The sequence below is a fragment of the Chryseobacterium sp. X308 genome (assembly GCF_020733145.1).
Lineage (GTDB): Bacteria > Bacteroidota > Bacteroidia > Flavobacteriales > Weeksellaceae > Chryseobacterium > Chryseobacterium cupriresistens.
Genome location: NZ_JAJFZH010000001.1, coordinates 525,590 through 546,576, shown reverse-complemented (window position 1 = coordinate 546,576; position 20,987 = coordinate 525,590). Strand labels below are relative to the sequence as shown.

At 37.7% G+C, this 20,987-nt stretch carries 22 protein-coding genes; 8 read left to right on the top strand and 14 right to left on the bottom strand.

Features of this window, described 5'->3' with window-relative positions; translation table 11 throughout:
• Positions 1 to 58: 58 nt before the first annotated feature.
• Positions 59 to 460, top strand: a complete 402-nt coding sequence (locus tag LIV57_RS02440) for a DUF2809 domain-containing protein (RefSeq protein WP_227941274.1) — start codon at positions 59 to 61, stop codon at positions 458 to 460.
• 24 nt (positions 461 to 484) lie between these two features.
• On the opposite strand, the gene LIV57_RS02435 is transcribed toward LIV57_RS02440, so the two are convergent.
• Genes LIV57_RS02435 through LIV57_RS02415 form a run of 5 tightly spaced genes read right to left on the bottom strand, consistent with a single transcriptional unit; the run spans position 485 to position 5,021 of the window.
• On the bottom strand, positions 485 to 1,405 hold the full coding sequence (locus LIV57_RS02435; protein ID WP_227941273.1) for a YARHG domain-containing protein: 921 nt from the start codon (positions 1,403 to 1,405) through the stop codon (positions 485 to 487).
• Positions 1,402 to 2,040, bottom strand: a complete 639-nt coding sequence (locus LIV57_RS02430; protein WP_227941272.1) for a DUF2306 domain-containing protein — start codon at positions 2,038 to 2,040, stop codon at positions 1,402 to 1,404. The genes LIV57_RS02435 and LIV57_RS02430 overlap by 4 nt, the downstream gene beginning before the upstream one ends.
• Positions 2,041 to 2,046: 6 nt before the next feature.
• Entirely contained in the window at positions 2,047 to 2,466 is a 420-nt protein-coding gene (locus LIV57_RS02425) for an energy transducer TonB (RefSeq protein ID WP_227941271.1), read from the bottom strand.
• 22 nt (positions 2,467 to 2,488) lie between these two features.
• Positions 2,489 to 3,787, bottom strand: coding sequence for an alpha/beta fold hydrolase (locus tag LIV57_RS02420; protein WP_227941270.1), 1,299 nt, complete (start codon positions 3,785 to 3,787; stop codon positions 2,489 to 2,491).
• Positions 3,788 to 3,818: 31 nt separating this feature from the next.
• Positions 3,819 to 5,021, bottom strand: coding sequence for an NAD(P)/FAD-dependent oxidoreductase (locus LIV57_RS02415; protein ID WP_227941269.1), 1,203 nt, complete (start codon positions 5,019 to 5,021; stop codon positions 3,819 to 3,821).
• 114 nt (positions 5,022 to 5,135) lie between these two features.
• Between LIV57_RS02415 and LIV57_RS02410 the strand changes: the two genes are divergently transcribed.
• The 5 genes from LIV57_RS02410 to LIV57_RS02390 all read left to right on the top strand — a co-directional run bounded on the left by LIV57_RS02410 (position 5,136) and on the right by LIV57_RS02390 (position 10,296).
• Positions 5,136 to 5,630 carry an acyl-CoA thioesterase gene (locus LIV57_RS02410; RefSeq protein ID WP_227941268.1) on the top strand — a complete coding sequence of 165 codons (495 nt, stop codon included), beginning with the start codon at positions 5,136 to 5,138 and terminating at the stop codon, positions 5,628 to 5,630.
• 96 nt (positions 5,631 to 5,726) lie between these two features.
• Positions 5,727 to 6,779 carry a thiamine-phosphate kinase gene (gene thiL / locus LIV57_RS02405; protein WP_227941267.1) on the top strand — a complete coding sequence of 351 codons (1,053 nt, stop codon included), beginning with the start codon at positions 5,727 to 5,729 and terminating at the stop codon, positions 6,777 to 6,779.
• Between the two features lie 299 nt (positions 6,780 to 7,078).
• Positions 7,079 to 7,900, top strand: coding sequence for a helix-turn-helix domain-containing protein (locus LIV57_RS02400; RefSeq protein WP_227941266.1), 822 nt, complete (start codon positions 7,079 to 7,081; stop codon positions 7,898 to 7,900).
• Positions 7,901 to 8,068: 168 nt separating this feature from the next.
• A complete protein-coding gene (locus LIV57_RS02395; RefSeq protein WP_227941265.1) occupies positions 8,069 to 9,289 on the top strand; it encodes a multidrug effflux MFS transporter in 1,221 nt (406 codons plus the stop codon).
• Between the two features lie 98 nt (positions 9,290 to 9,387).
• Positions 9,388 to 10,296: a DUF6268 family outer membrane beta-barrel protein gene (locus LIV57_RS02390; protein WP_227941264.1), complete on the top strand. Its 909-nt coding sequence runs from the start codon at positions 9,388 to 9,390 to the stop codon at positions 10,294 to 10,296.
• Between the two features lie 51 nt (positions 10,297 to 10,347).
• Here LIV57_RS02390 and LIV57_RS02385 read toward each other — a convergent pair whose 3' ends face one another.
• The 8 genes from LIV57_RS02385 to pepT form a co-directional block, all read right to left on the bottom strand.
• Positions 10,348 to 11,082, bottom strand: coding sequence for a LytR/AlgR family response regulator transcription factor (locus LIV57_RS02385; RefSeq protein ID WP_227941263.1), 735 nt, complete (start codon positions 11,080 to 11,082; stop codon positions 10,348 to 10,350).
• Positions 11,072 to 12,133, bottom strand: coding sequence for a sensor histidine kinase (locus LIV57_RS02380; RefSeq protein ID WP_227941262.1), 1,062 nt, complete (start codon positions 12,131 to 12,133; stop codon positions 11,072 to 11,074). Before LIV57_RS02380 ends, LIV57_RS02385 begins: the two co-directional genes overlap by 11 nt.
• Positions 12,134 to 12,211: 78 nt before the next feature.
• Positions 12,212 to 12,805 (bottom strand): porin family protein, encoded by a 594-nt coding sequence (locus LIV57_RS02375; protein ID WP_227941261.1) that lies wholly within the window; start codon positions 12,803 to 12,805, stop codon positions 12,212 to 12,214.
• 243 nt (positions 12,806 to 13,048) lie between these two features.
• The gene (locus LIV57_RS02370; RefSeq protein WP_227941260.1) at positions 13,049 to 14,638 is read right to left on the bottom strand and encodes a DUF3472 domain-containing protein; all 1,590 of its coding nucleotides are present in this window, start codon (positions 14,636 to 14,638) and stop codon (positions 13,049 to 13,051) included.
• Between the two features lie 299 nt (positions 14,639 to 14,937).
• Complete coding sequence (locus tag LIV57_RS02365) at positions 14,938 to 15,189, bottom strand: hypothetical protein (protein WP_041461961.1); 252 nt, start codon at positions 15,187 to 15,189, stop codon at positions 14,938 to 14,940.
• A gap of 152 nt (positions 15,190 to 15,341) precedes the next feature.
• Complete coding sequence (locus LIV57_RS02360) at positions 15,342 to 16,649, bottom strand: hypothetical protein (RefSeq protein WP_227941259.1); 1,308 nt, start codon at positions 16,647 to 16,649, stop codon at positions 15,342 to 15,344.
• A gap of 155 nt (positions 16,650 to 16,804) precedes the next feature.
• A complete protein-coding gene (locus tag LIV57_RS02355) occupies positions 16,805 to 17,371 on the bottom strand; it encodes an energy transducer TonB (protein ID WP_227941258.1) in 567 nt (188 codons plus the stop codon).
• A gap of 6 nt (positions 17,372 to 17,377) precedes the next feature.
• Entirely contained in the window at positions 17,378 to 18,625 is a 1,248-nt protein-coding gene (gene pepT, locus LIV57_RS02350; protein ID WP_227941257.1) for a peptidase T, read from the bottom strand.
• 187 nt (positions 18,626 to 18,812) lie between these two features.
• On the opposite strand from pepT, the gene LIV57_RS02345 reads away from it, so the two are divergent.
• Together LIV57_RS02345 and LIV57_RS02340 are read left to right on the top strand one after the other, a co-directional pair.
• Positions 18,813 to 19,661, top strand: coding sequence for a hydroxymethylglutaryl-CoA lyase (locus LIV57_RS02345; protein ID WP_227941256.1), 849 nt, complete (start codon positions 18,813 to 18,815; stop codon positions 19,659 to 19,661).
• Between the two features lie 108 nt (positions 19,662 to 19,769).
• On the top strand, positions 19,770 to 20,606 hold the full coding sequence (locus LIV57_RS02340; protein WP_227941255.1) for a sulfurtransferase: 837 nt from the start codon (positions 19,770 to 19,772) through the stop codon (positions 20,604 to 20,606).
• A 52-nt stretch (positions 20,607 to 20,658) separates the two neighbouring features.
• Here the strand turns inward: LIV57_RS02340 and LIV57_RS02335 are convergent, their stop codons facing one another.
• Positions 20,659 to 20,985 carry an SUF system Fe-S cluster assembly protein gene (locus LIV57_RS02335; protein WP_047422116.1) on the bottom strand — a complete coding sequence of 109 codons (327 nt, stop codon included), beginning with the start codon at positions 20,983 to 20,985 and terminating at the stop codon, positions 20,659 to 20,661.
• Positions 20,986 to 20,987 lie beyond the last annotated feature (2 nt).

The following is a 20,987-nucleotide window of genomic DNA, read 5'->3' as shown; positions in this document are numbered from 1 at the left end:
ATAAAAATAAATCGGTGTTCCCTGAATACCGATTTTTTATGCCTAATCCCAATTTGAAATGAAATTCCGATTCAGCCTGAAATATATCCTTCTTACAATTTTTATTTTTCTGACAGAAGTATTGATTGCCACCAAACTCAGTGATATTTTCTTTGTGAGAGCATATCTTGGAGATGTGATTGTGGTCATGCTTCTTTACACGTTTGTAAAGAGTTTTGTAAAAGTAAATGATCAGAAGCTGATTCCGGGAATTCTTATTTTTTCCTTTTCGGTAGAATTTGCACAGTATTTCCATATTGCAGAAAAACTAGGCTTCCGTCCTGGAAGCCTGATGTATATTGTCATAGGAAACTCTTTTTCCTGGATTGATAACCTTTGCTATGCCATAGGCTGTCTGCTGCTATATATTTTCGTAAAGATTACAAACAGTGATGGCTTAACCTCAACCCCTAATCCCTAATCCCTGCAACCTGACACCTATTCTCTATCTTCCAAAACTATCATATTTATCCTCTGCATATTTGGTAAATCGGTTCAGTAAAGCCACATTTTCTTTTTCCAGAGGAGAAAGATCATTGTCTACATTATTAGAAACAGGGATATACCAATCTGTCTGCTCAAAGAAATTTCTGTAGGTTTCTTTTTTGAAAGAATATCCATGTCTTGCAAATACAGAATTTTTGATGATCTCGAGATCCAGTTTTCTTAAATTTTTAAGGTCTTTTTCTGTGAGTTTCTGTTTGGATGCATTCAGCCTGAAAATTGCTTCAGAGGCTATACGGTTTTTAGAGGTTTTATAGCTTTCTGTTTTTCCTGTTTCTTCATCGGTGTATTTTTCGGTAAACTCTTTCGGGTTTGACCAGTCTACGAGGTCAGAATCCTTATCCAGCATAAAATTCGGGTTATAGACAAATTCTTTTTTGGTCAGTTTAAGCGTTTTTGAAGGTGCTTTAACCATTGTTTTATCAAAAGCATTCCACTTTCCGGTTAAGCTGTCTCCCTTTAATTTTACTTCAAATCTTCCGTCTGTTTTGTCATTGCCCGGTTCATCAAGCACAAAAGATGCCGTGGATTCATTGAAAACACCTCTGAACGGGCGCTGATTCCCATTTACGATACTTTGTCCATATACGCTATCCTGGGTGATTCTGTTGATCTTTAAAGAAATCCTCTTGTAGTTGCTGACATCATATTCTGAGCCGTCTGTTGGGTCAACAACCTTTTCCATGCCGGCAAATTCACCGGTATAAATTCCGTAATATTCTTTGTGAACCTCGGGGATTATCACAGAGTCTTTCTTTGCAGTCAGAGAATCTTTTCCCGATTCAGTAGTCTTTCCCTCTTTTTTGCAGCTTAACAGAGAAACTGTAAGCAGGGAAATCAGTGTGTAATTTAGAATTTTCATATAAGTTTTTTTGTGATTAAATATTCAATAATAAGGATGTTGGGAATCCAGCCCAGCCATGCAATGATCTGATAGACATCCATTGGGTTGGGATGAAATAAATATACAATAATTACCTTCCACATTCTCAGGGTAACAGCAGATAACGTAAACGCGAAACTCCGCCACATCCACTGTTTGTGCTCTTTAAACCTTTTTTTTCTTGCCAGCTGATACGCTTTCAACGTTGAAAACCACCATAAAAAGCCTAAAATAATAAAAGAAATTTTTGACAGAAGGCCTCCGTTGGCAAAAACTCCCATATAAATTCCTGAAGGTGCTGCAAAAATCAGAATGAGAAAAATATATACTTTTCCCATATTCCTGTGGAAATTTTTGAATCCAAAATTCTTTCTGAGCAAGGCAAGAAAACCTGAAAGAAGCACAAAAATGCTCGTGTAAACATGAGTATAGAAAAACGAAAGATATTCCGGTCTTTCTGATACTTCTGTCTGTTTAATCATCAGAAAGCTGACTTCAGGATTAAAAGGAATATATTCTAATGTAATCTTAAGCATCAGCCAAAAGAAATACCCAAATCCTAAAACCAAAAGGATTTTAAAGAAAAAGGCAGTATTTCTTTTGGCAGAGAGCATCGGCTGTTAATCAAGTTTTATCGTAAGAGGAAAAGTATAATAGCTACGAGCAATACGACCCTTGGATTCTGCTGGTTTCCATTTGGCTTTCAGAGATTTTATAGCTCTTTCTATTTCTTTATTGAAATCGGCATTATCACCAGTTACTGTGATATCTTCTATTTTACCTTTGATATTAACTATAAACTTTGCCCTCGCTGTGATTGCTCCTTCTATTCCTCCCACATTTATTTTTTTCGTCCTTATTCTGTCAGCAATATCTTTTCGAAGTGCCATCCATCCTCCGGGATATTCTGCAGATTTTGAGTCTTTCGACAAAACATGCTCTTCAGACTGATCTTTAGCCGGTAGAATTTCAGTTTCCTTTACCTGAGAAAATGCGAGTCCAAATCCAAGACATAAAATGAATGCTAGTGTTTTTTTCATGATTAATATTATCGTATTCAGGTTATTTATTTTCAAAGAAATCAATCACTAACTCATTGAATAATTCCGGTTTTTCTTCAGGAACATAATGATTGGCATTGGGGATAATAGCTAATTGTCCTTTTGGGATAGATTCTGCGATTTTTACCGTATGTTCTGTTTTTATAAGATCATTATCACCAGCAATGATCAATGATGGGCACTGAATTTTATTCAGGTCTTCATACTTCCATTGAGGATACTTCAAATCCAGATTCAGAAGATCAATAAAGATGTCATTTTTATGGTCTTTGTTCTCTTTAGTAAGGCTTACAAGCATTTCTTTCATGGATTTTAAATCATGATCTTTGACTCCTTCCGGAAAAATATTGGCTCCTGAACAGGCAATTTTGTCTACCATTTCGGGGTATTTCATGGCCATAGACAGTGCGAGAATTCCTCCGTCACTCCAGCCCAGAATCTTTGTTTTTTTGATGTTCAGCTTCTCTAAAAACTGCTTAATATCCTCTGTCTGAATATCAAAAGTAAGTTCTTTTGTTTTGTCATAAGTAGATCTTCCCCTTTCACGGCAATCGACAATAATCACTTTATATTTTTTAGCAAAGGTGTCCTTCTGGTTCATAAAGGCACTGATAGATTGTCCATTACCATGAAGCATAAGAACCGGTTCTCCCTCTCCATAGGTTTCATAATATAATTTGATGCCGTTAACATCCATAAATTTTCCTTCCGGCATTGTTCCTATAATGCCACGACCTTTGATCAACAAAGATTTGCTGCCACTGAATGGTTGATAATCCGAAGTTTCAATGGTAAAATGCTTTACGTGCTTTATTTTCTGAGAATGGATTCCTTCAAACCAGCCACCTGATGTAATATCTTTCTCAAAACCTGAATTTTCCAAAGGGATTTCAATCCACTTTTTTGACTTTCCATCATTGACTTCCAGCTTAAAATCGTCAAAATAAAAATCCCCGTTATTTTGAGCAAATGCTCCGATAGTCATGGTCTTCGCAGATGGATTGATGGTTCCTTTTATTTCGTAGGTTTTCCATTCACGGGTTACCTGGATTCCATAATATTGATTTTCAAAGAAACTGGTAGACTCATCTTTATTATTTATTCTGCACCATAACCCACAATTGGAGCCATTATCCTCATTCTCTTTTCTGATTTTTGCCGTTATACGGAAGTTCCAATTCTGTTTACGCTCTATATTGACAGCTTGCGTGAATGATGTCCAGTCAGAGACAATTGTTTTTTCCTGGCTGTATCCTAAAAAGAACCAGAGTAAAAGAAAGAAACCGAAATTTTTTTTCATGTATTTAGTTTTTATTAAAAGTAATCATTTTTTATAAGCTGTTGAGATCCTGTGCAATCAGCCATCCTTCGCTCCAGCATGCTTGGAAATTGAATCCTCCGGTCACGGCATCTATATTCAAAACCTCTCCGGCGATATAGAAATTAGGAAGTAATTTGGAAGACATGTTTTTAAAGTTAATTTCCTTTAAATCAACGCCTCCAGCTGTTACGAACTCATCTTTGAAAGTAGATTTTCCGGTCACCTGAAATTTCTTTTGGCAGAGGTTTTCAAGTATTTTCTTGATTTCTTTTCCGGAAATATTAGCTACCTGTTTGTTGAGATCGACCTTTGAGATCTCTAAAATTTTCTGCCAGAACCGGTTGGTAATATCAAAGATCTTAGATTGTCCGATCGTTTTTTTAGGATTGCTTTGCTTGAAATTCTGGAACATTTCTTCCGCTTCATCTATTTCAACAGAAACGAAATTCACTTCAATTTCAAAGTTGTATTTCAACTTTGCCAGGCTTATCGCTTCCCATGCAGAAATTTTCAGAACAGCAGGCCCGGAAAGCCCCCAATGCGTAATAAGCAAAGGTCCGCTTTCATCGGTTTTCAGCTTAGGAATAGAAATTCCTGCATTTTCAAAGCTTGTTCCCGGAAGGTCTTTCAGCAATTCATCTTTAATATTGAAGGTAAAAAGCGAAGGAACAAGATCCACAATCTTATGACCCAGATTTTCAACGATTTTCAATGATTTTGGCGAACTTCCGGTTGTATAAACGATATAATCGGCTTCAAAATCTCCAGAATTGGTCTTTACAATATACTTTTCGTCCTGCTTTTCAATCTCTTTTACCGTACATTTTGTCTGCACAGTGACATTTTTCTTTTGAGTTTCATTCAGGAAAGTATTGATGATAGTCTGGGAAGAATTGCTTTCCGGAAAAGTTCTGTTATCATTTTCAATTTTTAACGGAACATTACGCTGGTCAAACCATTCCATCGTATCACCAGGCTGAAATTTAGTAAAGACACTTAGCAATTCTTTATTTCCACGGGGATAAAATTGAACCAGTTCTCTTGGATCAAAGCATGCGTGCGTCACATTACAGCGTCCGCCTCCGGAAATTTTAACTTTCTGAAGGACATCTGAGTTCTGTTCTAAAATCGTAATAGTATATTTCTTTTCGTCAAGATTAGATGCACAGAAAAAGCCTGCAGCACCGCCTCCGATAATAATGATCTGTTTCATGTATGGGTAATCCTATGCGGAAGATTATTTTTTCAAAAGTACAATTTTTATAAACCATCTTATTTGAGTATTTTTGAAGATTATAATTTTAATTATATCAAAAACGATTTTCATATGATTTTCTACCATAAATTTGAAGTAAGATGGAGCGATCTTGATGCCAACAAGCACCTGGCCAATTCATCATATGTGCAATATTGTGCACAGGCCAGAATGGCTTTTATGACTAAAGAGAAAATGGGGGTTACCCAGCTGAGCAGATGGGGAATCGGCCCGGTGATCCTACATGAAAGATATTCTTTCTTCAAAGAGATCTATGCAGATCAGACGGTAATTGTAAGTGTGGAAATAGACGGATGTGCAGAAGATTCTTCCATCTACCGTTTCGTACACAAATTCTATACACCGGATGGAATGCACTGTGCCACGGCAGAAGCTACAGGCGTATGGATTGATATGATGCTTAGAAAAATGACCACTCCGCCGGATGATGTAGTGGAAGCAATGAATAAATATAAAACCCCGGACACTGTTGTACTATCAAAGGAAGACTTCAAGAAGTTTCCTTTCCACCCGCACAATATTGACCCGGCAGAACTTACTCGATAATTCAAAGTTTAAAATTCAAGGTTTGATGTTTAAAGTTTGAGAAGCAATTTTTTACATCATTCATACTTTTTACATTAAGCATTAATACAAAAAATCATGTTTGAAGATAAATCACAGGAGCTGACGCCCATTTCAAAATTAGGAGAATTTGGTCTTATTAAACATTTGACAGAGTATTTTCCGTTATCCAATGAATCTTCAGAACTTGGAGTAGGAGATGATGCGGCGGTCATTAATCCAGGTAGCAAAAAAGTAGTTCTAACAACAGATGTATTGGCGGAAGGAGTTCATTTTAACCTGGGCTATGTTCCTTTAAAGCATTTAGGGTATAAAGCGGTGGTCGTAAACCTAAGTGATATTGCTGCGATGAATGCGACGCCTACACAGATACTGGTTTCCCTTGCGGTATCCAACCGTTTTCCTGTGGAAGCTTTAGAAGAAATCTATTCCGGAATTCAGGCTGCTTGCGGAAGGTACAAAGTTGATCTGGTTGGAGGTGATACAACAAGCTCCAACTCAGGGCTGGTGATGAGCATTACGGCTGTAGGAATTGAAAATGAAGAAAACATCGTAAAAAGAAGCGGCGCAAAACCAAATGATCTTCTTGTTGTAACAGGAGATTTAGGTGGAGCCTATATGGGGTTACAGATTCTGGAAAGAGAACATGCGGTTTACCTTGCTGACCCGAATATGCAGCCTGAAATGGAAGGCTATGATTATATCCTGGAAAGACAACTGAAGCCTGAAGCAAGAACAGACGTTAAAACAATCCTGGAAGAACTGGATATTAAACCAACTTCTATGATTGATATTTCAGATGGTCTGGCTTCCGAAATCCTTCACCTTTCAGACCAATCCAAAGTAGGTTTCAGATTGTATGAGGAAAAAATTCCGTTGGATAATCTTACCATTTCTACGGCAGATGAAATGAACTTAAACCCTGTAATGACTGCTTTAAGCGGTGGTGAAGATTATGAACTTCTGTTCACGATTTCACCAAATGATTTTGATAAAATTAAAAACCATCCGGATTTTACCATTATAGGACATGCCGTAGAAAAAGAAGATGGAAACTTTATGGTGGCAAGAGGATCCAACCAACTGGTAGCCCTTACTGCTCAGGGATGGGATGCTTTTTTAAACCAATAAAATGTATACTTTTACAGTACTACCATGTTTAGTAATTATAACGTTTGTAATAGTTACTTTATATAAACATTACATAAAAAAACGAAATCAGAACTTGAAAGAGTCTTTCGTTTTTGTCTTATTTTTTGTGAGCATCTGGAGCTTAATTTATTATTTTGTTTTCAGCTGAACGAAAGGTAGGCTGGAAAAGCATATCAATAAAATTGAAAAATTATATTTAATTTTAAATATTGTAAGAAAACCGCAGCACTTTTTTTGCTGTGGTTTTTGTTTCCAGTTAATTATTTTACACCATAATAATGATTACGCCTGAAAAAGAAATTCCCGTTCACCATCTGACCTCTGAAGAGTTTCAGATGAGTACACTGAGCGCAGCGGGCCCGGAGAATTTTCATGATGTTCACCGGCATAACTTTTTTGAAATCATCTGGTTCAGGGAGGTGTATGAAAACAGCCGCTTGGAACTGGATTTTGAAAGCTATCAGCTTCAGAACAATCAGATCTGTATCATTGCACCAGGACAGGCTTTTAATATGAAGCTGGAAGGAGAGGAAGGGTATGCAATGGCAATAAGCAGGGAAATTTTCAGCGAAGTATGTGATATAGAATCAGTACTTAACGGAGGTGAGCTTCCCTTTTTTTTACATCCGAAAAATGAAAAAACCTGCAGTACAATCATATCTCTGATGGAGCAGGAGTATATAACAAAATCAAGAACAGCACTTTTAAAGGCTTATCTGAAAGCATTTTGTATCATCATCGGGGAGCAGATTATCCCTCAGGAGCCTTTATTGAATGACCGCCAGCGTATTCAGGAGCTGGTGGGACTTATTGACAAACATTATATCGTACACAAAGAGACTGGTTTTTATGCCGATCAGTTAAAGATAAGTACCCATCATCTTAATGATATTGTGCGCCATCTGAGAGGAACGACTGTAAAAAAGATGATTTCTCAGCGTCTTGTCCTCGAGGCGAAAAGAGAGCTTAGCTTCGGAGCGCTCACGGTGAAGGAAATTGCTTTTAAACTAGGATTTAACGATGCTTCATATTTTTCAAGGTTTTTCAAGAAACATACGGGGCAAAATCCCGACAATTTTAAGAATAATGAAAAAAGATAATCCTCAATATTTACCACAATAATGGGGATAAACTAATATTTTTCATTTGTTGTTCAGTTTAAATCTTCAGTTTGTCCTATACTTCCTTCAGTTCTTTTATTGAAAAGCGATGCTTTTTACAGCAATTTTGCAGTTGAAAAAATCGCCTGCGAAGGCTTATTGTTATTTATGAAGAAGAATTTAAGTATTGTAGTGTTTATTCTTGCACTGCTCAACACGCTGGAGTCGTTAAGTATAGATCTTTATCTTCCCGCTTTCCCAAGTATGGCCGAAATCTTTAAAACGGATATCGGGCATATTCAGATCTCTATTTCGGTGTTCTTTGCCGGATTTGCATTCGGGCAGCTTTTGTGGGGGCCTTTATCTGATAAAAAAGGGCGTAAACCAATGCTGTATTGCGGGCTTTTACTTTTTATTATAGGAGCAACCGCCATCTATTTTACCTCAGATATTTATGTTTTGTGGGCCATGCGTTTTCTGCAGGCATTTGGTGGAAGCGCCGGGATTGTAATCGGAAGGGCTATTATTATTGATCTCTATGATAAGCATAAAGCAGTCACCATCTTTTCGCAGCAGTCGCAGATCAGTGGAATCGCACCCATTGTGGCCCCTCTGTTGGGAAGTGTATTCCTTAAATTCTGGGGCTGGAATAGTTCTTTTGCTTTTTTATGCATCATGGGACTGATCACATTTTTCATGGTCTATAAGTATGTACCGGAAACCAATACCAGAATCAAGCTTTCCGATGATGAGATACCGGATGAAAAAGGATTAAAGGATCAGTTGAAAATGATTATCTCCAACAGGGATTTTATCAACAGTACCATCGTGGGAAGTATCGCGTTTGCCTCTTTGATTATTTACATCTCCAATGCCCCGTTTTTATTCATGGAGATCCATGGGTTTTCGAGCAGCACATTCAGCTTTATTTTTGCTTTTAATTCTTTAGCATTGATAACGGCAGCTTATATTACGCCTAAACTGATCAAAAGAATAAGCAATTCCACCCTTTTATTCGCTGCTACCATTGTGTTGCTGGTGGTATGTACACTTCACATATTGATTGCGGCTGAAAATCTTTCTGTAGCATTGGAAATTGCAATGCTGTATCTGTCATTGCTGGCAATTGGTATATTATTTCCCATCACATCAGCTCATGCCTTATCGCCATTCAAAGAGGGAAGAGGAACAGCTGCTGCATTACTTGGTTTTATGCAGCTGATGGTTACATTTTTAATGTCAGCTTTACTTGGCTTTTTGGAAGCGGATTCTATTATTCCAATGGTGGTAACGCGTTCTGCTATGGCGTTGATTGCTGTATGGTTCGGGTATCGTATCTTTAAGACTCAAAAAGTGACTGCAGCATTGGTTGCCCAACCTGGAAATTAATCCTCGTATTTGATCCTGTTGTCATACAATCCGGGCACTTAATCAAGTAATTTTTGTAAAAAATGGTCAAAGGGTTCTCTTTGCATAAAATTTAAAATATGAAAAGAACCCTTTCGACAGCTTTATGCTGTATATTACCATTAGGATACTGGATAAATGCACAGTCCGGGCTCTCTGCAGAGCTTAAAACAGAATACATTCCTGCATCCAATTACATCCGTCCGGAAGACAGTACAAAGACCAATTCCAAAAGCGATTTTAAAAGAGTAGATTTGAATCTAAGCATTCCTTTGTCTGTAAAAAAAGATAATGATGGAAAAGTAAGGGCATGGTCTATGCTGCTGAGCGGATCATACGCAAAGATGACTCACAAAAATTACGAAACAGCATTATTTCCGGATCAGATGCTGAACGCACAGGTCGGAATACAGCATATGAGACCTTTAGGTAAAAAGTGGAGTATGATGATGACGGCATCCGTAGGAGTATATACAGACCTTGAGAAAATAGATTTCGATGATGTACTGGGGCAGGGCGGAATTTTGTTTATCAGGCATTTTAATCCAAACCTTTCGTTAGGAGCCGGGCCGGTGCTAACTACTGCTTTTGGGGTCCCTATGATTTTACCATGGATTTATTTCGACTGGAAAACCAACGGAAAGATTAAATTCAAGATCAACTTCCCGGAAGGAATGGAAGCCGGATATCTTTTCTCGGATAAATTTGCTTTAAAAGCCGTTGTAGAACTGAACGGAATGACGGCAGAGAGAAGTATAAACGGAAAATCGATGTTGTTAGGGTATCAGCAGATCACTGCAGGGCTCAGGCCGGAATTAAAAATCAATGACAGGCTCACCGTACGTCTCACGGGAGGAACAGCGATATTGAGAAGCTTTAGTGAAAATGACCGGAAAATCAGCAGCATTTTCAGAGACAAAAAAATAGCTGATCCAAGATTTTCAAGTACATTTTACGCTGCAGTATCATTACGCTGGAATCTGCCTTAAAAAAAGCCGGAAACCGGAATTATTACATTCCCCGTTTCCGGCTTCTTTCAGTTACTTACTGATTAATTTCTTATAAACCACTTGGTTAAGCAATTCTTCTTTGCGGGTCCGGGAAATGGGAAGCTCAATTTTATTAATAAAAAGACGTCCTCCGGAAATCATATCAATATGGGTAATATTGATGAGGTATGATTTATGAATCCTGAAAAAATGATCCGAAGGGAGTGATTCTTCAATAGCTTTCATCGTCTGATGAATAATCAATGATTTATCTTTAAAATGAAGCCTGGTATAATTCTGCATACTCTCAATGTACAGAATATCAACCCAGGAAACTTTTATGAAACTATCAGACTGTCTCACATACAGGAAAGGATCATCCAGCGAAGTGTTTTTTTTCAGCTTTTCACTGATGATAAATTGCTGCTGAGCCTTATTTACCGCCTGGTAAAACCGGTTGAAGGCAATGGGTTTTAAAAGATAATCAACCACCTGCAGCCGAAATCCTTCCAGCGCATATTCGGAATAAGCGGTAGTGAGAATACATAAAGGAGGATTCTCAAGCTGTTCCAGAAATTCAAGGCCCGTAAGATAAGGCATATTGATATCGAGGAAAAGAAGGTCTATTTCACTCTCCTTTACCTTCGCGTCGGCTTCCAATGCTGTTGCGCATGTTCCTTCAACCGATAAAAAATCAATCTGACCGGCCAGTTCTTTAAGATGGAATCTCGCCAGAGGCTCATCATCAATAATAAGGCATTTCATTTTAGGAATATTAGAGCTCATAACTGTCAGATAATGTTAGTATTAATGTTATTCTAAAGATGTGATTATCGGATTCGATATTCAGATCATGGGAGTCCGGATATTGTAATTTTAAACGTTTTTTTACATTTTGAAGACCGATTCCGCCCGTTCCGTCCTTCTTTTTATAGGTTGCCATATCCGAATAGGAATTTTCGACATAAAAATACAGACTGTTATTCTTTTCTTTACAGGAGATTTTCACATAACCTTTATGTCCCGGAAGCCTGCAAACGTATTTAAATGCATTTTCTATGAAAGGAACCAAAAGTAGCGGAGCAATAGAAGCTTTTCTGTTATTGATCTGCCATTGGGCTTTTACGTCCAGCTCGTTTCCCCACCTTAGTTTTTCTACCTCAACAAGGTTTTGGAGATACTCAATCTCTTTATCCAAAGGAACCAGTGGCTGATTGCAATGATACAGCTGATACCGGAGAATATCCGAAAATTTCATCAGTAAAAAATCGGCAAGCTGGGTATCAGTTTTCATCAGAATATGAATATGATTCAGGATATTAAATACCACATGAGGGTTGATCTGATCCTGCAGAAGCTTGAGCTGGTTTTCCAGATGAGCCTGCTGAAGGAGAATATGATCACGCTCTATTCTTCCATGTTCATTATAAAATTTTACACCACACGCTGCTCCGTTGATCAGAAAAGAGGCAGGCAGGGACATATAAAAGCCTTTCCACAAAAAAGGTAAATGATCTCTGAAGTTGTCCGGAAGCTCATCTTTGGGTTCCACTTCAAGATAGGTGAATATAACGGAGAAAACCAGACTAAGCATGAAAATCACCATGACCAGCTGTACCAGAAACAGTTTCATTTTCTTTTCCCGAAGTGCTTTCGGAAGAAGCTTATTGGTTAAAAAATGAGTAAATGTAAACGAGAATGCCGCAATGATTGCAGCCTGGGTCATCGCAAGATAACTTTCTGTTGTACTCTGGAAATTAAACCACAATACAATCGCTAATACAAGCCAGAAAATAAAAGTAAATATGTATTCTTTTACAACAAAAGATTTTGTCATGGAATTGGAAATAGGTTGATAAAAAAATTAGAAACTGCAGGGAAAACAGTTTCTAATGGTAAAGATAATTTAAGTTTTTTAGAACAGGAAATAACCTATCCCAAGGGAGAAACTGTGGGGTTTGGACTTAAATTCTTTACTGATGCTGGTAAGGCCAGTTTCATATCTCAAATCTACCGTGAAGTTCTTATAATCTAATCCTACACCTCCCGTAATGCCAATATTGGATTTGTCAAACTTTTTAAATCCCTCCTGAAGGGCCTGAGGCGCAGACACTTTATTATTGAAAGCGTAGCTGTAAACACCTCCGGCAAATACCCTTACATTAAAGTCATCTGCTTTAATCAGTTTATATCCTACTACCACTGGAATATCAATAGCGTTCCATGAAAGTTTTGAAGAGCTTCCGTCTTGGGATTGGTATGATGTTTTTCTTTTGTTGAACAGAGCTTCTCCCTGCAAATACAGTTTTCCGATATCCATTCTTGCCATTACACCTGCCTGATAACCGAATCCGTATTTCCCCTCTAAAGATGATTCCGTGGAGGTTTTTGTAAAGTTTGCCCCTCCCTTTACCCCAATGTGAAAAGCCGGAGTCTGCTGTGCTTTAGTTTCCAAACTGCAAAAAATGCATAATAGCAATGCACTTAAAGCAAAAAATTGCTGCTTCATAATTTTATTATTGTTAAAAATCTGATGCAAAACAACAACTATGACGAATGGAATTAAATTTTATTTGATGAATGGCAGAGATGCTTTGACAAAGATCTGTTTTTAGGTGAAAAATAAAACCGGAAGTTGTCATACTCCCGGTTTTTATTATTTAATAACGCAGCCTTTCTTACAAGGTGTTTACGTGGTTAAATACGTGATATCTGTGTTTGTTTCTGATTGGAAAGGCTGGGCGCTTTCCATTTAATTTTTAATAAACTTTAAACTTTTTCTGATGGTAGTACCATCATATATATTGAGTATGTATATACCATCCGGCAATGGTGAGATTGATATTTCCTCTCCGTTTGTATGTCCGGTATTAATTATTTTGCCCTGCACATTCATGATGCTGTACGATGCCTGCTTACCTTCCAGTCCTTTTACCTGAATGAAGCTATGAGCAGGATTCGGGAACAATCTGATAGGATCTGTATTCTCAGGAGCCGCTGCAGAACGCTGTTGTATGGTGCCGGTATTATTGCAGTACGGCAAAGCTGATAGATTAATATTTGGAGCCTGAGCAGGTGCAGTAACGCTCAGCAACGTATTTACCGGAGTATATTCATTGGTAAATCCTCCGTTTCTTAAGAAAAATTTATTATTCACAGTTCCTCCGGAAGCATCCACCCTCTGATTGGCGGAGTAAGTAGCATCCACAGTAAAATTCGCTTTTGAAACCGGCATCCATTGTCCCTGTGCGGTTCTTATCCACTGGTTGCTGAATTCAGCCCTTCTGCCCAGATAACCATTTTCAGGCTCAAAATTTTCTACAAAACTGTAAAATCCTTTTAAGTAAGTATTGGTATAAGGTCTTTTCCAGCTTGCGATAAGTTTCCAGCTTCCGGCTGTCGGGTCAAAAAACCAGGCTGTGTAATCTGTACTGCCTGCTCCATCCGGATTTGCCTTCAGCAGAAATTTATAGGTAAGGCCCGCTTTCCATGGAAATTTCAGATAGCTTTGCCCTCCTGAGCCTTCATTACCGAATTCTCCAATGGTAACATTCTCCCCTTTACAGTTTAATTTTATCTTTTTATCATCAGGAATTGAATCAGGGTTGTCTGTTTCGAATGGACTCCATACTGAAAATAAGATACGCCTTTCCTGGGCAGTATTTACCTGCATTCCAAAATATCCTTCTCCAAAACCGTTCACCATAAAATAAGATCCCACCTTATCCTGGCCAACAGGCACCGTTACTTCATTGTAGTAGTAAGAAACATTCTCAGAAGTGGGAATAACATAGCCCAAGTGGCATGAAGGGCCTCTTCTTGCCCAATAATAGTAATCCGGATTATTAGAGAAAACAGTATTTCCTGATGCTGCAGGTCCGTCAATCAGCAGATCAGATACGCGCCCGAAATAGAGTCCGTTTTTGCTCACACCCTGAAGATCTACTTTTACATATCCTGCGGGTACATAAAAGCCTCCTGCAGAATAAGTATTAAAAGAGGTTCCCTTCATAAAGATTTTGTGTGAAACTCCATTAACGGTAACCTTAATGGTGCTGCTTTTATCAAAGAATACCTTTGCGATTACTTTAATGTTTAACAATCCACTGTTGCTTACCTTAAAATAGGTGCTCACTACCGCTTGAGAACTTGTCCAGTTTGTCAGTCCGTAATCGGTAATCTCCTCCGTTCCATTACTTGCCGGGCGGGTTATAAAGGCATTTCCTGCAAGAGGAATTTTGTAAGTGTTTCCGTTACAGGTAATGCCCGGTCCTGAAGCCAAAATAAGATTGGCCGTGAAAAATAATGTAATTAATGAAAAAATAGATGTTAATACTCTCATTTGTGTAATTTTTTTGCTAAAAATAATAAGGTAAAAGATTAGAATCGAGAGAAAATTAAAGTAAATTCAAATTTGATGTAAATTCACTTATAAAGGATTTTTTTTGTTAAAAATATTTTGATTTTTAGACTGTTAGATTTAAAAATAAAAGAAGTACTGGCGAATTTTTTTGGACTATAAAGAGTGTTTTTTGAGATTTTTGCATAGATAAATGACAAAATTCCACAGAAGAGGTATCATTTTGAATATAAATGATAATAATATAAAACCGGAAGTAATACTACTTCCGGTTTTTTTATTTAATAAGGCTGTTCTTCACAAATAGAAGGAGGAATGCATCCGCCAGTGCCTCCACCACCTGGATTTCCACCACCGCCAACAGCGATGCACTGCCCCGGGGTTCCGTCTTCATACATTTCACAGGCTTTTCCCCATGCACACTCACAGTCACTCTGGCAGTTATAGGAATCTCCACCCATATGGCACTCATTTCCTCCGCTGCCCAGAATGGCAGATAAATCTTTTCTCAAAAGTTTTTTCATTGTTTTCATGATAATTGGTTTTAATGTTATTGTTTACAATTGTAGTTGATTGTAAATATAATAAAATTGACTTAATGTGTTGTAAATGAATTTTATGTGGAACTTTAATAAAGAAAAGCCACTGTAAAAGTGGCTTTCTTATGTTGCATAGTAAAGATGTCTTAAAAACTGAATTCCTTCTGATACAGCATACGTTCTTTTTTGAAAAGAGGAATAGTTCCTTCATATCGTAAAGGAGCAATTCCAAAACCATAGAACATATCAGCCTGAATTTTTCCTTTTACAGAAATCACGCCTTTTCTTTGAGGAACAAGTGTTAATCCTAAAGATGAAAGGGCAGAAGCTCTTCCTTTTACACCTGAATTAGCAATAGGAATGGTAAGGAACATTAATCCTACAGCTCCTTTTGCTTCTAAACCTCCTTCGGCAGATAAATTCCCCTCCGCAACGGTGATAACAGGTTCTGATTTCTTTTGAAGATTAATGTTAATCTCTGGATTTTTGCTTACTAAAAAGTTGGCATTTCCTTCAAGATCCAAAAGCTGGGCCTGGACTTTTCCTGCAGCCTGTACTCCCAGGAAAGGACCTGCAGAAAGAGTAGGGCTTAAGATCAATCCTGTAGGTCCTAAAACGATAGGAACAATAGGAATATTCAGGTAGTCTGTTGTACTTGCTGTGTAGCCCAGGCTTCCTGTGATACTTACAGAACTTTTAAGTTTAATATCATCCATGATGAGGTTAACATAGAAGTTGGACAAATGTCCCCATGAGAAGGTGATATTATAATCAATTTTAGGAGTAAAACCTCCTTGTACGTTAACACTGGATGTTCCTGCTGAAGTCAAAGGAAACGAAAAGGTTTTATTAAAATTATAACGGTTAAACGTAATTAATTTCTGATTTTGAAGGTTTTTAGCTTCAATAGAAAGTATTCTTTGATTGATCTGCTCAGAAACCATTCCTTCTACTGGAATATAATTAACCATTCTTCCATCAATATTAACGGGAGCTTTCCCTGACGGATCATATACGCCGCTCAAGGTTCCGCTGTAGATAAATTCTTCAAGCTTTGCACTGGAAGTCTGTACTGTGAATTGGTTATTCAGTTTTGAAACAGAATTTACTTTTGAAAGAATGGTATTCACCTGATCACCTTCTATCTTAGTCCCAACAATAACAGTTCCTACGGAAATGCTATCTGTTTGTGGAGTTGTACGGCTAAATGTAATTTCTCCGTTATTATGAGCAGAAATTGCATTCACTGATTCATCATTCAGAATAATAACATTCTTCTGTAAAGTCAGATTTCCCAACGTTTTCATTTGGGCAGGCTCTGCAGGTTTTTCAGCAGGCAGATCGGCAGGATCATCCTGAGAACAAGACGTTAAAATAAACAAACAGAAAATAGATACAAGGAAAGAGAAATAAAAATTTCTGTTGATTTTGAAAGGGTTGGATTTCATTTTCATATAAAGTGATTTTAAGGTTTAATCAAAATTAGGTGAATTATTTAAAACTTACAAAAGAATTGTGTTAAATTAATATCAACAACATAATGATCTTTAATTATGTTTTTATTATATGAAAAATAAAAACCCGCTATCATCATAGCGGGTTCTGTATATTATTTTTTAAAGGACATTGTTAAGGGAACAGAAACATTTGAAGAGACGGGTTTCCCTTTGTCTTCTGCCGGTTTCCACTTGCCTTTATCTTTAATCCGGTAAAAAGCGGCTTCGATGAATGCGTTTACATCTTCATTATTTCCTTTTACATTGGGATTGAGGGCGTTCCCTTTGGAATCTACAACAAAACTTATTGTTGCTTTGTAGGTTTCCGAAGAAAAGTTCAAAAAGTCAAGATCTACAGCTTCATATAAAAGTTTTTGAAAACCAGCTTTCCCTTTATCGTATTCTGCTTCCTTACTCACTTTTGTTTTCGTAGGAGGATCTGCCGAGATCATTTTCTGATCCTCAAGAGAAGCTTTATCCAAAGCAGTCTTGTAAGCTGTTATTTTATCCTCTGTCAAAAGCCATTCTTTCTTGGTTCTTAAATCATTAGGCTTAGGATATTTATTATACAGAGCCGTTTTCTTTCTTTCATAGCGTGAGTCTGCCCTCTGAAATTCAGAAATCTGGGCACTGCTGAAAATAAAAGTGAAAATGAATGCTGATGCTAAGACCTTTTTCATGATTTGTTATGCTTTTACAATGTTAATAATGACTTCAGTTGCTTTTTCCATGCTTTCCAAAGCTACATACTCATATGGTCCGTGGAAGTTGATTCCTCCCGCGAAGATATTCGGGCAGGGAAGTCCCATATAGGAAAGCTGAGCGCCGTCTGTACCTCCTCTGATTGCCTTGATTTTAGGCTCAATGCCTGCTTCAGTCATTGCTTTTGCAGCAAGGTCTACAATATGCATTTTACCTTCAAACTGCTGCTTCATGTTTCTGTACTGCTCTTTAATCTCTACTTCAGCAGTTCCTTCCCCATGTTTTTGGTTGAACTCAGCTACTTTTTCTTCCATGAATTTCTTTCTGGCTTCAAATTTATCTGCATCATGATCTCTGATGATATATTGAAGTTTAGCTTCAGAAATATCCGCTGTAATGTCCATTAAATGGTAGAATCCGTCAAAACCTTTTGTCGTTGCAGGTGTTTCGTTCGCGGGAAGCATTTGAGCAAATTCAGCAGCTAAAAGAGCAGCATTGATCATTTTTCCGTAAGCATAACCGGGGTGAACACTTAATCCGTGGATTTTCACCACAGCTCCGGCAGCGTTAAAGTTTTCATATTCAAGTTCTCCAACTTCTCCGCCATCCATTGTATAAGCCCATTCTGCACCAAATTTAGCAACATCAAATTTATGCGCTCCTCTTCCAATCTCTTCATCCGGAGTAAATCCTATAGCAATTCTTCCATGTTTGATTTCAGGATGTGCGATAAGATATTCAGCTGCTGTTACAATCTCTGCACAGCCGGCTTTATCATCAGCACCAAGAAGCGTGTTTCCGTCAGTAGTAATTAATGTCTGACCAACATATTTTTTCAAGCTTTCAAATCTTGATGGAGACAATGTGAATCCTGTTGCCTGGTTCAAAAGAAGATCATTTCCATCATAGTTTTCCCATACCTGGGGTCTTACATTTTCTCCGCTGAAGTCCGGTGAAGTATCATAATGGGAAATAAACCCTATGGTAGGTCTGTCATCATTTTCAAGGTTAGAAGGAACATATCCCATGATATAACCGTTGCTGTCTATAGAAACATCTTCCAGGCCGATGGTCTTCAGTTCTTCAGTAATATAGTTGGCAATATCCCACTGACGTTCAGTAGAAGGTGTTGTTTCACTTTCTGCATCACTGGTAGAATATATTTTTACATAGCTAAGAAAACGGTTCAGTAATTTTTCTTTCCACAAAGGGTTGAATTCTATTGTACTCATCAGATATCATAAATTTTAACAAAGTTAGCAAATTTGGTGCTGAGAATACATTATTTGCGATTTAATATCAGTTATTGAAATTATGAATCAGATATAAATATTTGAAAATCAAAATAGTGTTAGCTTTGTATGTACAGTATACCAAGTAGTTTAGTTTTATTATATTTGAGAAAATCAAAAAGTAAAAATGTTTCTTACCGAATGTCCTAGAGATGCTATGCAGGGATGGGGAGAATTTATCCCTACCGATAAAAAAATAGATTATATCAACTCCTTGATGGATGTTGGTTTTGATGTATTGGATTGTCTGAGTTTTGTTTCTCCAAAAGCAATTCCGCAGATGGCTGACTCTGATGAGGTGGCAAAAAATATTGACAAATCACGGTCAAAGACTAAAGTTTCTGCCATTATAGGTAATTACAGAGGTGCCGAAAAAGCATTGAAACATGAGTCTGTAGATATTCTGGGCTTTCCGTTCTCTATTTCTGAAACGTTTCAGCACAGAAATACCAATAAAAGCCAGGAGGAAGCTTTTAATGAAATCATTAAAATGCTTGAACTGGTAAAAAGTGAAGGGAAACAGCTTAATATCTATTTCTCTATGGCTTTTGGAAATCCGTACGGTGAAATGTGGAAATGGGAAGATGTTGACCAGTGGGCACAAAAATTCTCAGATATCGGAGTAAAAGATATCTTATTATCAGATACTACCGGAGTGGCCACTCCTGAAACCATTGCCCTTTTGTTTGAAAAAATACCTTCAAAATATCCGGATATCAACTTCGGAGGTCATTTTCATAACCGCTATGAAGATTCGTACTCGAAATTAAAAGCCGCTTACGATCAAGGCTGCCGAAGATTTGACAGTGCCATCAAAGGAATCGGAGGCTGTCCAATGGCTAAGGATGATCTTGTAGGAAATATGCCTACAGAACAGGTAATCAACTTTATGAGCGTTGAAAAAGCAGAACATAAGCTGAACCTTCTGAACTTTGAAAGTTCTTATAACAAGGCGAAGGATATCTTTCATTTTTAATATCATGAAGAATAGAATATCAATAGGAGCGGGCTTTAGCCCGCTTCACTATATTAAAATACAACAGGTTTTAGCCAAAACATATTAATTTTAATCAAAATCAACAAAATGTCTCCAATCATCTCAGCAACCGAATTTAAAAATATTCCGACAGAAAGTCTTGTTATTCTTGATGCAAGAACAGGAAAGGATGTAAAACAAAGCTACCTTGACAAGCACATTAAAGGAGCAAGGTTTATTGATCTGGACAGAGATCTGGCTGAAATTGGAGAAAATGCAGCTTTTGGTGGAAGGCATCCTCTTCCTTCGGTAGACAAGTTTGCTGTAACTCTCTCAAATCTTGGAATATCAGAAGATGCTCATATTGTTGTCTACGATGACAAAAATGCTTCCAATGCAGCAGCAAGAGCATGGTGGATGCTGAGATCCTTCGGATTGGAAAATGTTCAGGTCCTTGATGGCGGAATGCAGGCAGCGGAAAAAGCAGGTTTGGAATTTGCTTCAGGAGAAGAGATCTTTGAGAAAGCTTCTTTAATTAAAAAAGATCATTGGAATCTTCCGGTTTCAAGTCTGGAAGTAGTTGAAAATGAATTGGAAAACGATTCTTCTACAGTTATTGATGTAAGAGATGCCTACCGGTATAAAGGAGAATCTGAGCCGATTGATCTGGTCGCGGGGCATATTCCGGGGGCGATCAATATTCCTTTTTCTGAAAACCTTGATGAAAACGGGAATTTTCTGAGCCCGGAAATCTTAAAAGAAAAATACAGCAAGTTATTACAAGATAAGCCTGATCATCTGATTATTCATTGTGGGTCCGGAGTTACTGCGTGTCATACAATTTTAGCCCTTGATTATGCAGGATTTCCCGTTCCGGACCTGTATGTAGGTTCATGGAGCGAATGGAGCAGGAGAGAAGGCAAAGAAATCGCAAAAGATATTTAAAAATAAAAACCCCGAAAATACTTCTTCGGGGTTTTATATTTGTTAAGAGTGATTAAAGCATTCCCAGCTCAAACTTCGCCTCTTCGCTCATCATATCCTTATTCCAGCTCGGTTCGAAAGTAAGCTCTAAATCTACACTGTTTACATGCTCTACTTCAGCCACTTTATCTTTTACTTCCTGAGGAAGTGTTTCTGCCACAGGACAGTTGGGAGTAGTAAGTGTCATGATAATTTTTACGTCTGCATCATCGGAGATCTGGACATCGTAAATCAGCCCTAATTCGTAAATATCTACCGGAATTTCAGGGTCATATACGGTTTTTAATACACCAATGATTTCCTCACCAATGTCAGCAATTTGATCGTCTGTAAATTTCATTT

Coding starts and splice junctions, on each gene's coding strand:
- LIV57_RS02400 (WP_227941266.1), top strand. CDS start 7,079: ATGATTACGCCTGAAAAAGAAATTCCCGTTCACCATCTGACCTCTGAA.
- LIV57_RS02365 (WP_041461961.1), bottom strand. CDS start 15,189: ATGAAAACAATGAAAAAACTTTTGAGAAAAGATTTATCTGCCATTCTG.
- LIV57_RS02335 (WP_047422116.1), bottom strand. CDS start 20,985: ATGAAATTTACAGACGATCAAATTGCTGACATTGGTGAGGAAATCATT.
- LIV57_RS02355 (WP_227941258.1), bottom strand. CDS start 17,371: ATGAAAAAGGTCTTAGCATCAGCATTCATTTTCACTTTTATTTTCAGC.
- LIV57_RS02390 (WP_227941264.1), top strand. CDS start 9,388: ATGAAAAGAACCCTTTCGACAGCTTTATGCTGTATATTACCATTAGGA.
- LIV57_RS02430 (WP_227941272.1), bottom strand. CDS start 2,040: ATGCTCTCTGCCAAAAGAAATACTGCCTTTTTCTTTAAAATCCTTTTG.
- LIV57_RS02440 (WP_227941274.1), top strand. CDS start 59: ATGAAATTCCGATTCAGCCTGAAATATATCCTTCTTACAATTTTTATT.
- LIV57_RS02385 (WP_227941263.1), bottom strand. CDS start 11,082: ATGAGCTCTAATATTCCTAAAATGAAATGCCTTATTATTGATGATGAG.
- LIV57_RS02380 (WP_227941262.1), bottom strand. CDS start 12,133: ATGACAAAATCTTTTGTTGTAAAAGAATACATATTTACTTTTATTTTC.
- LIV57_RS02395 (WP_227941265.1), top strand. CDS start 8,069: ATGAAGAAGAATTTAAGTATTGTAGTGTTTATTCTTGCACTGCTCAAC.
- LIV57_RS02375 (WP_227941261.1), bottom strand. CDS start 12,805: ATGAAGCAGCAATTTTTTGCTTTAAGTGCATTGCTATTATGCATTTTT.
- thiL (WP_227941267.1), top strand. CDS start 5,727: ATGTTTGAAGATAAATCACAGGAGCTGACGCCCATTTCAAAATTAGGA.
- LIV57_RS02425 (WP_227941271.1), bottom strand. CDS start 2,466: ATGAAAAAAACACTAGCATTCATTTTATGTCTTGGATTTGGACTCGCA.
- LIV57_RS02420 (WP_227941270.1), bottom strand. CDS start 3,787: ATGAAAAAAAATTTCGGTTTCTTTCTTTTACTCTGGTTCTTTTTAGGA.
- LIV57_RS02435 (WP_227941273.1), bottom strand. CDS start 1,405: ATGAAAATTCTAAATTACACACTGATTTCCCTGCTTACAGTTTCTCTG.
- LIV57_RS02370 (WP_227941260.1), bottom strand. CDS start 14,638: ATGAGAGTATTAACATCTATTTTTTCATTAATTACATTATTTTTCACG.
- pepT (WP_227941257.1), bottom strand. CDS start 18,625: ATGAGTACAATAGAATTCAACCCTTTGTGGAAAGAAAAATTACTGAAC.
- LIV57_RS02340 (WP_227941255.1), top strand. CDS start 19,770: ATGTCTCCAATCATCTCAGCAACCGAATTTAAAAATATTCCGACAGAA.
- LIV57_RS02415 (WP_227941269.1), bottom strand. CDS start 5,021: ATGAAACAGATCATTATTATCGGAGGCGGTGCTGCAGGCTTTTTCTGT.
- LIV57_RS02360 (WP_227941259.1), bottom strand. CDS start 16,649: ATGAAAATGAAATCCAACCCTTTCAAAATCAACAGAAATTTTTATTTC.
- LIV57_RS02345 (WP_227941256.1), top strand. CDS start 18,813: ATGTTTCTTACCGAATGTCCTAGAGATGCTATGCAGGGATGGGGAGAA.
- LIV57_RS02410 (WP_227941268.1), top strand. CDS start 5,136: ATGATTTTCTACCATAAATTTGAAGTAAGATGGAGCGATCTTGATGCC.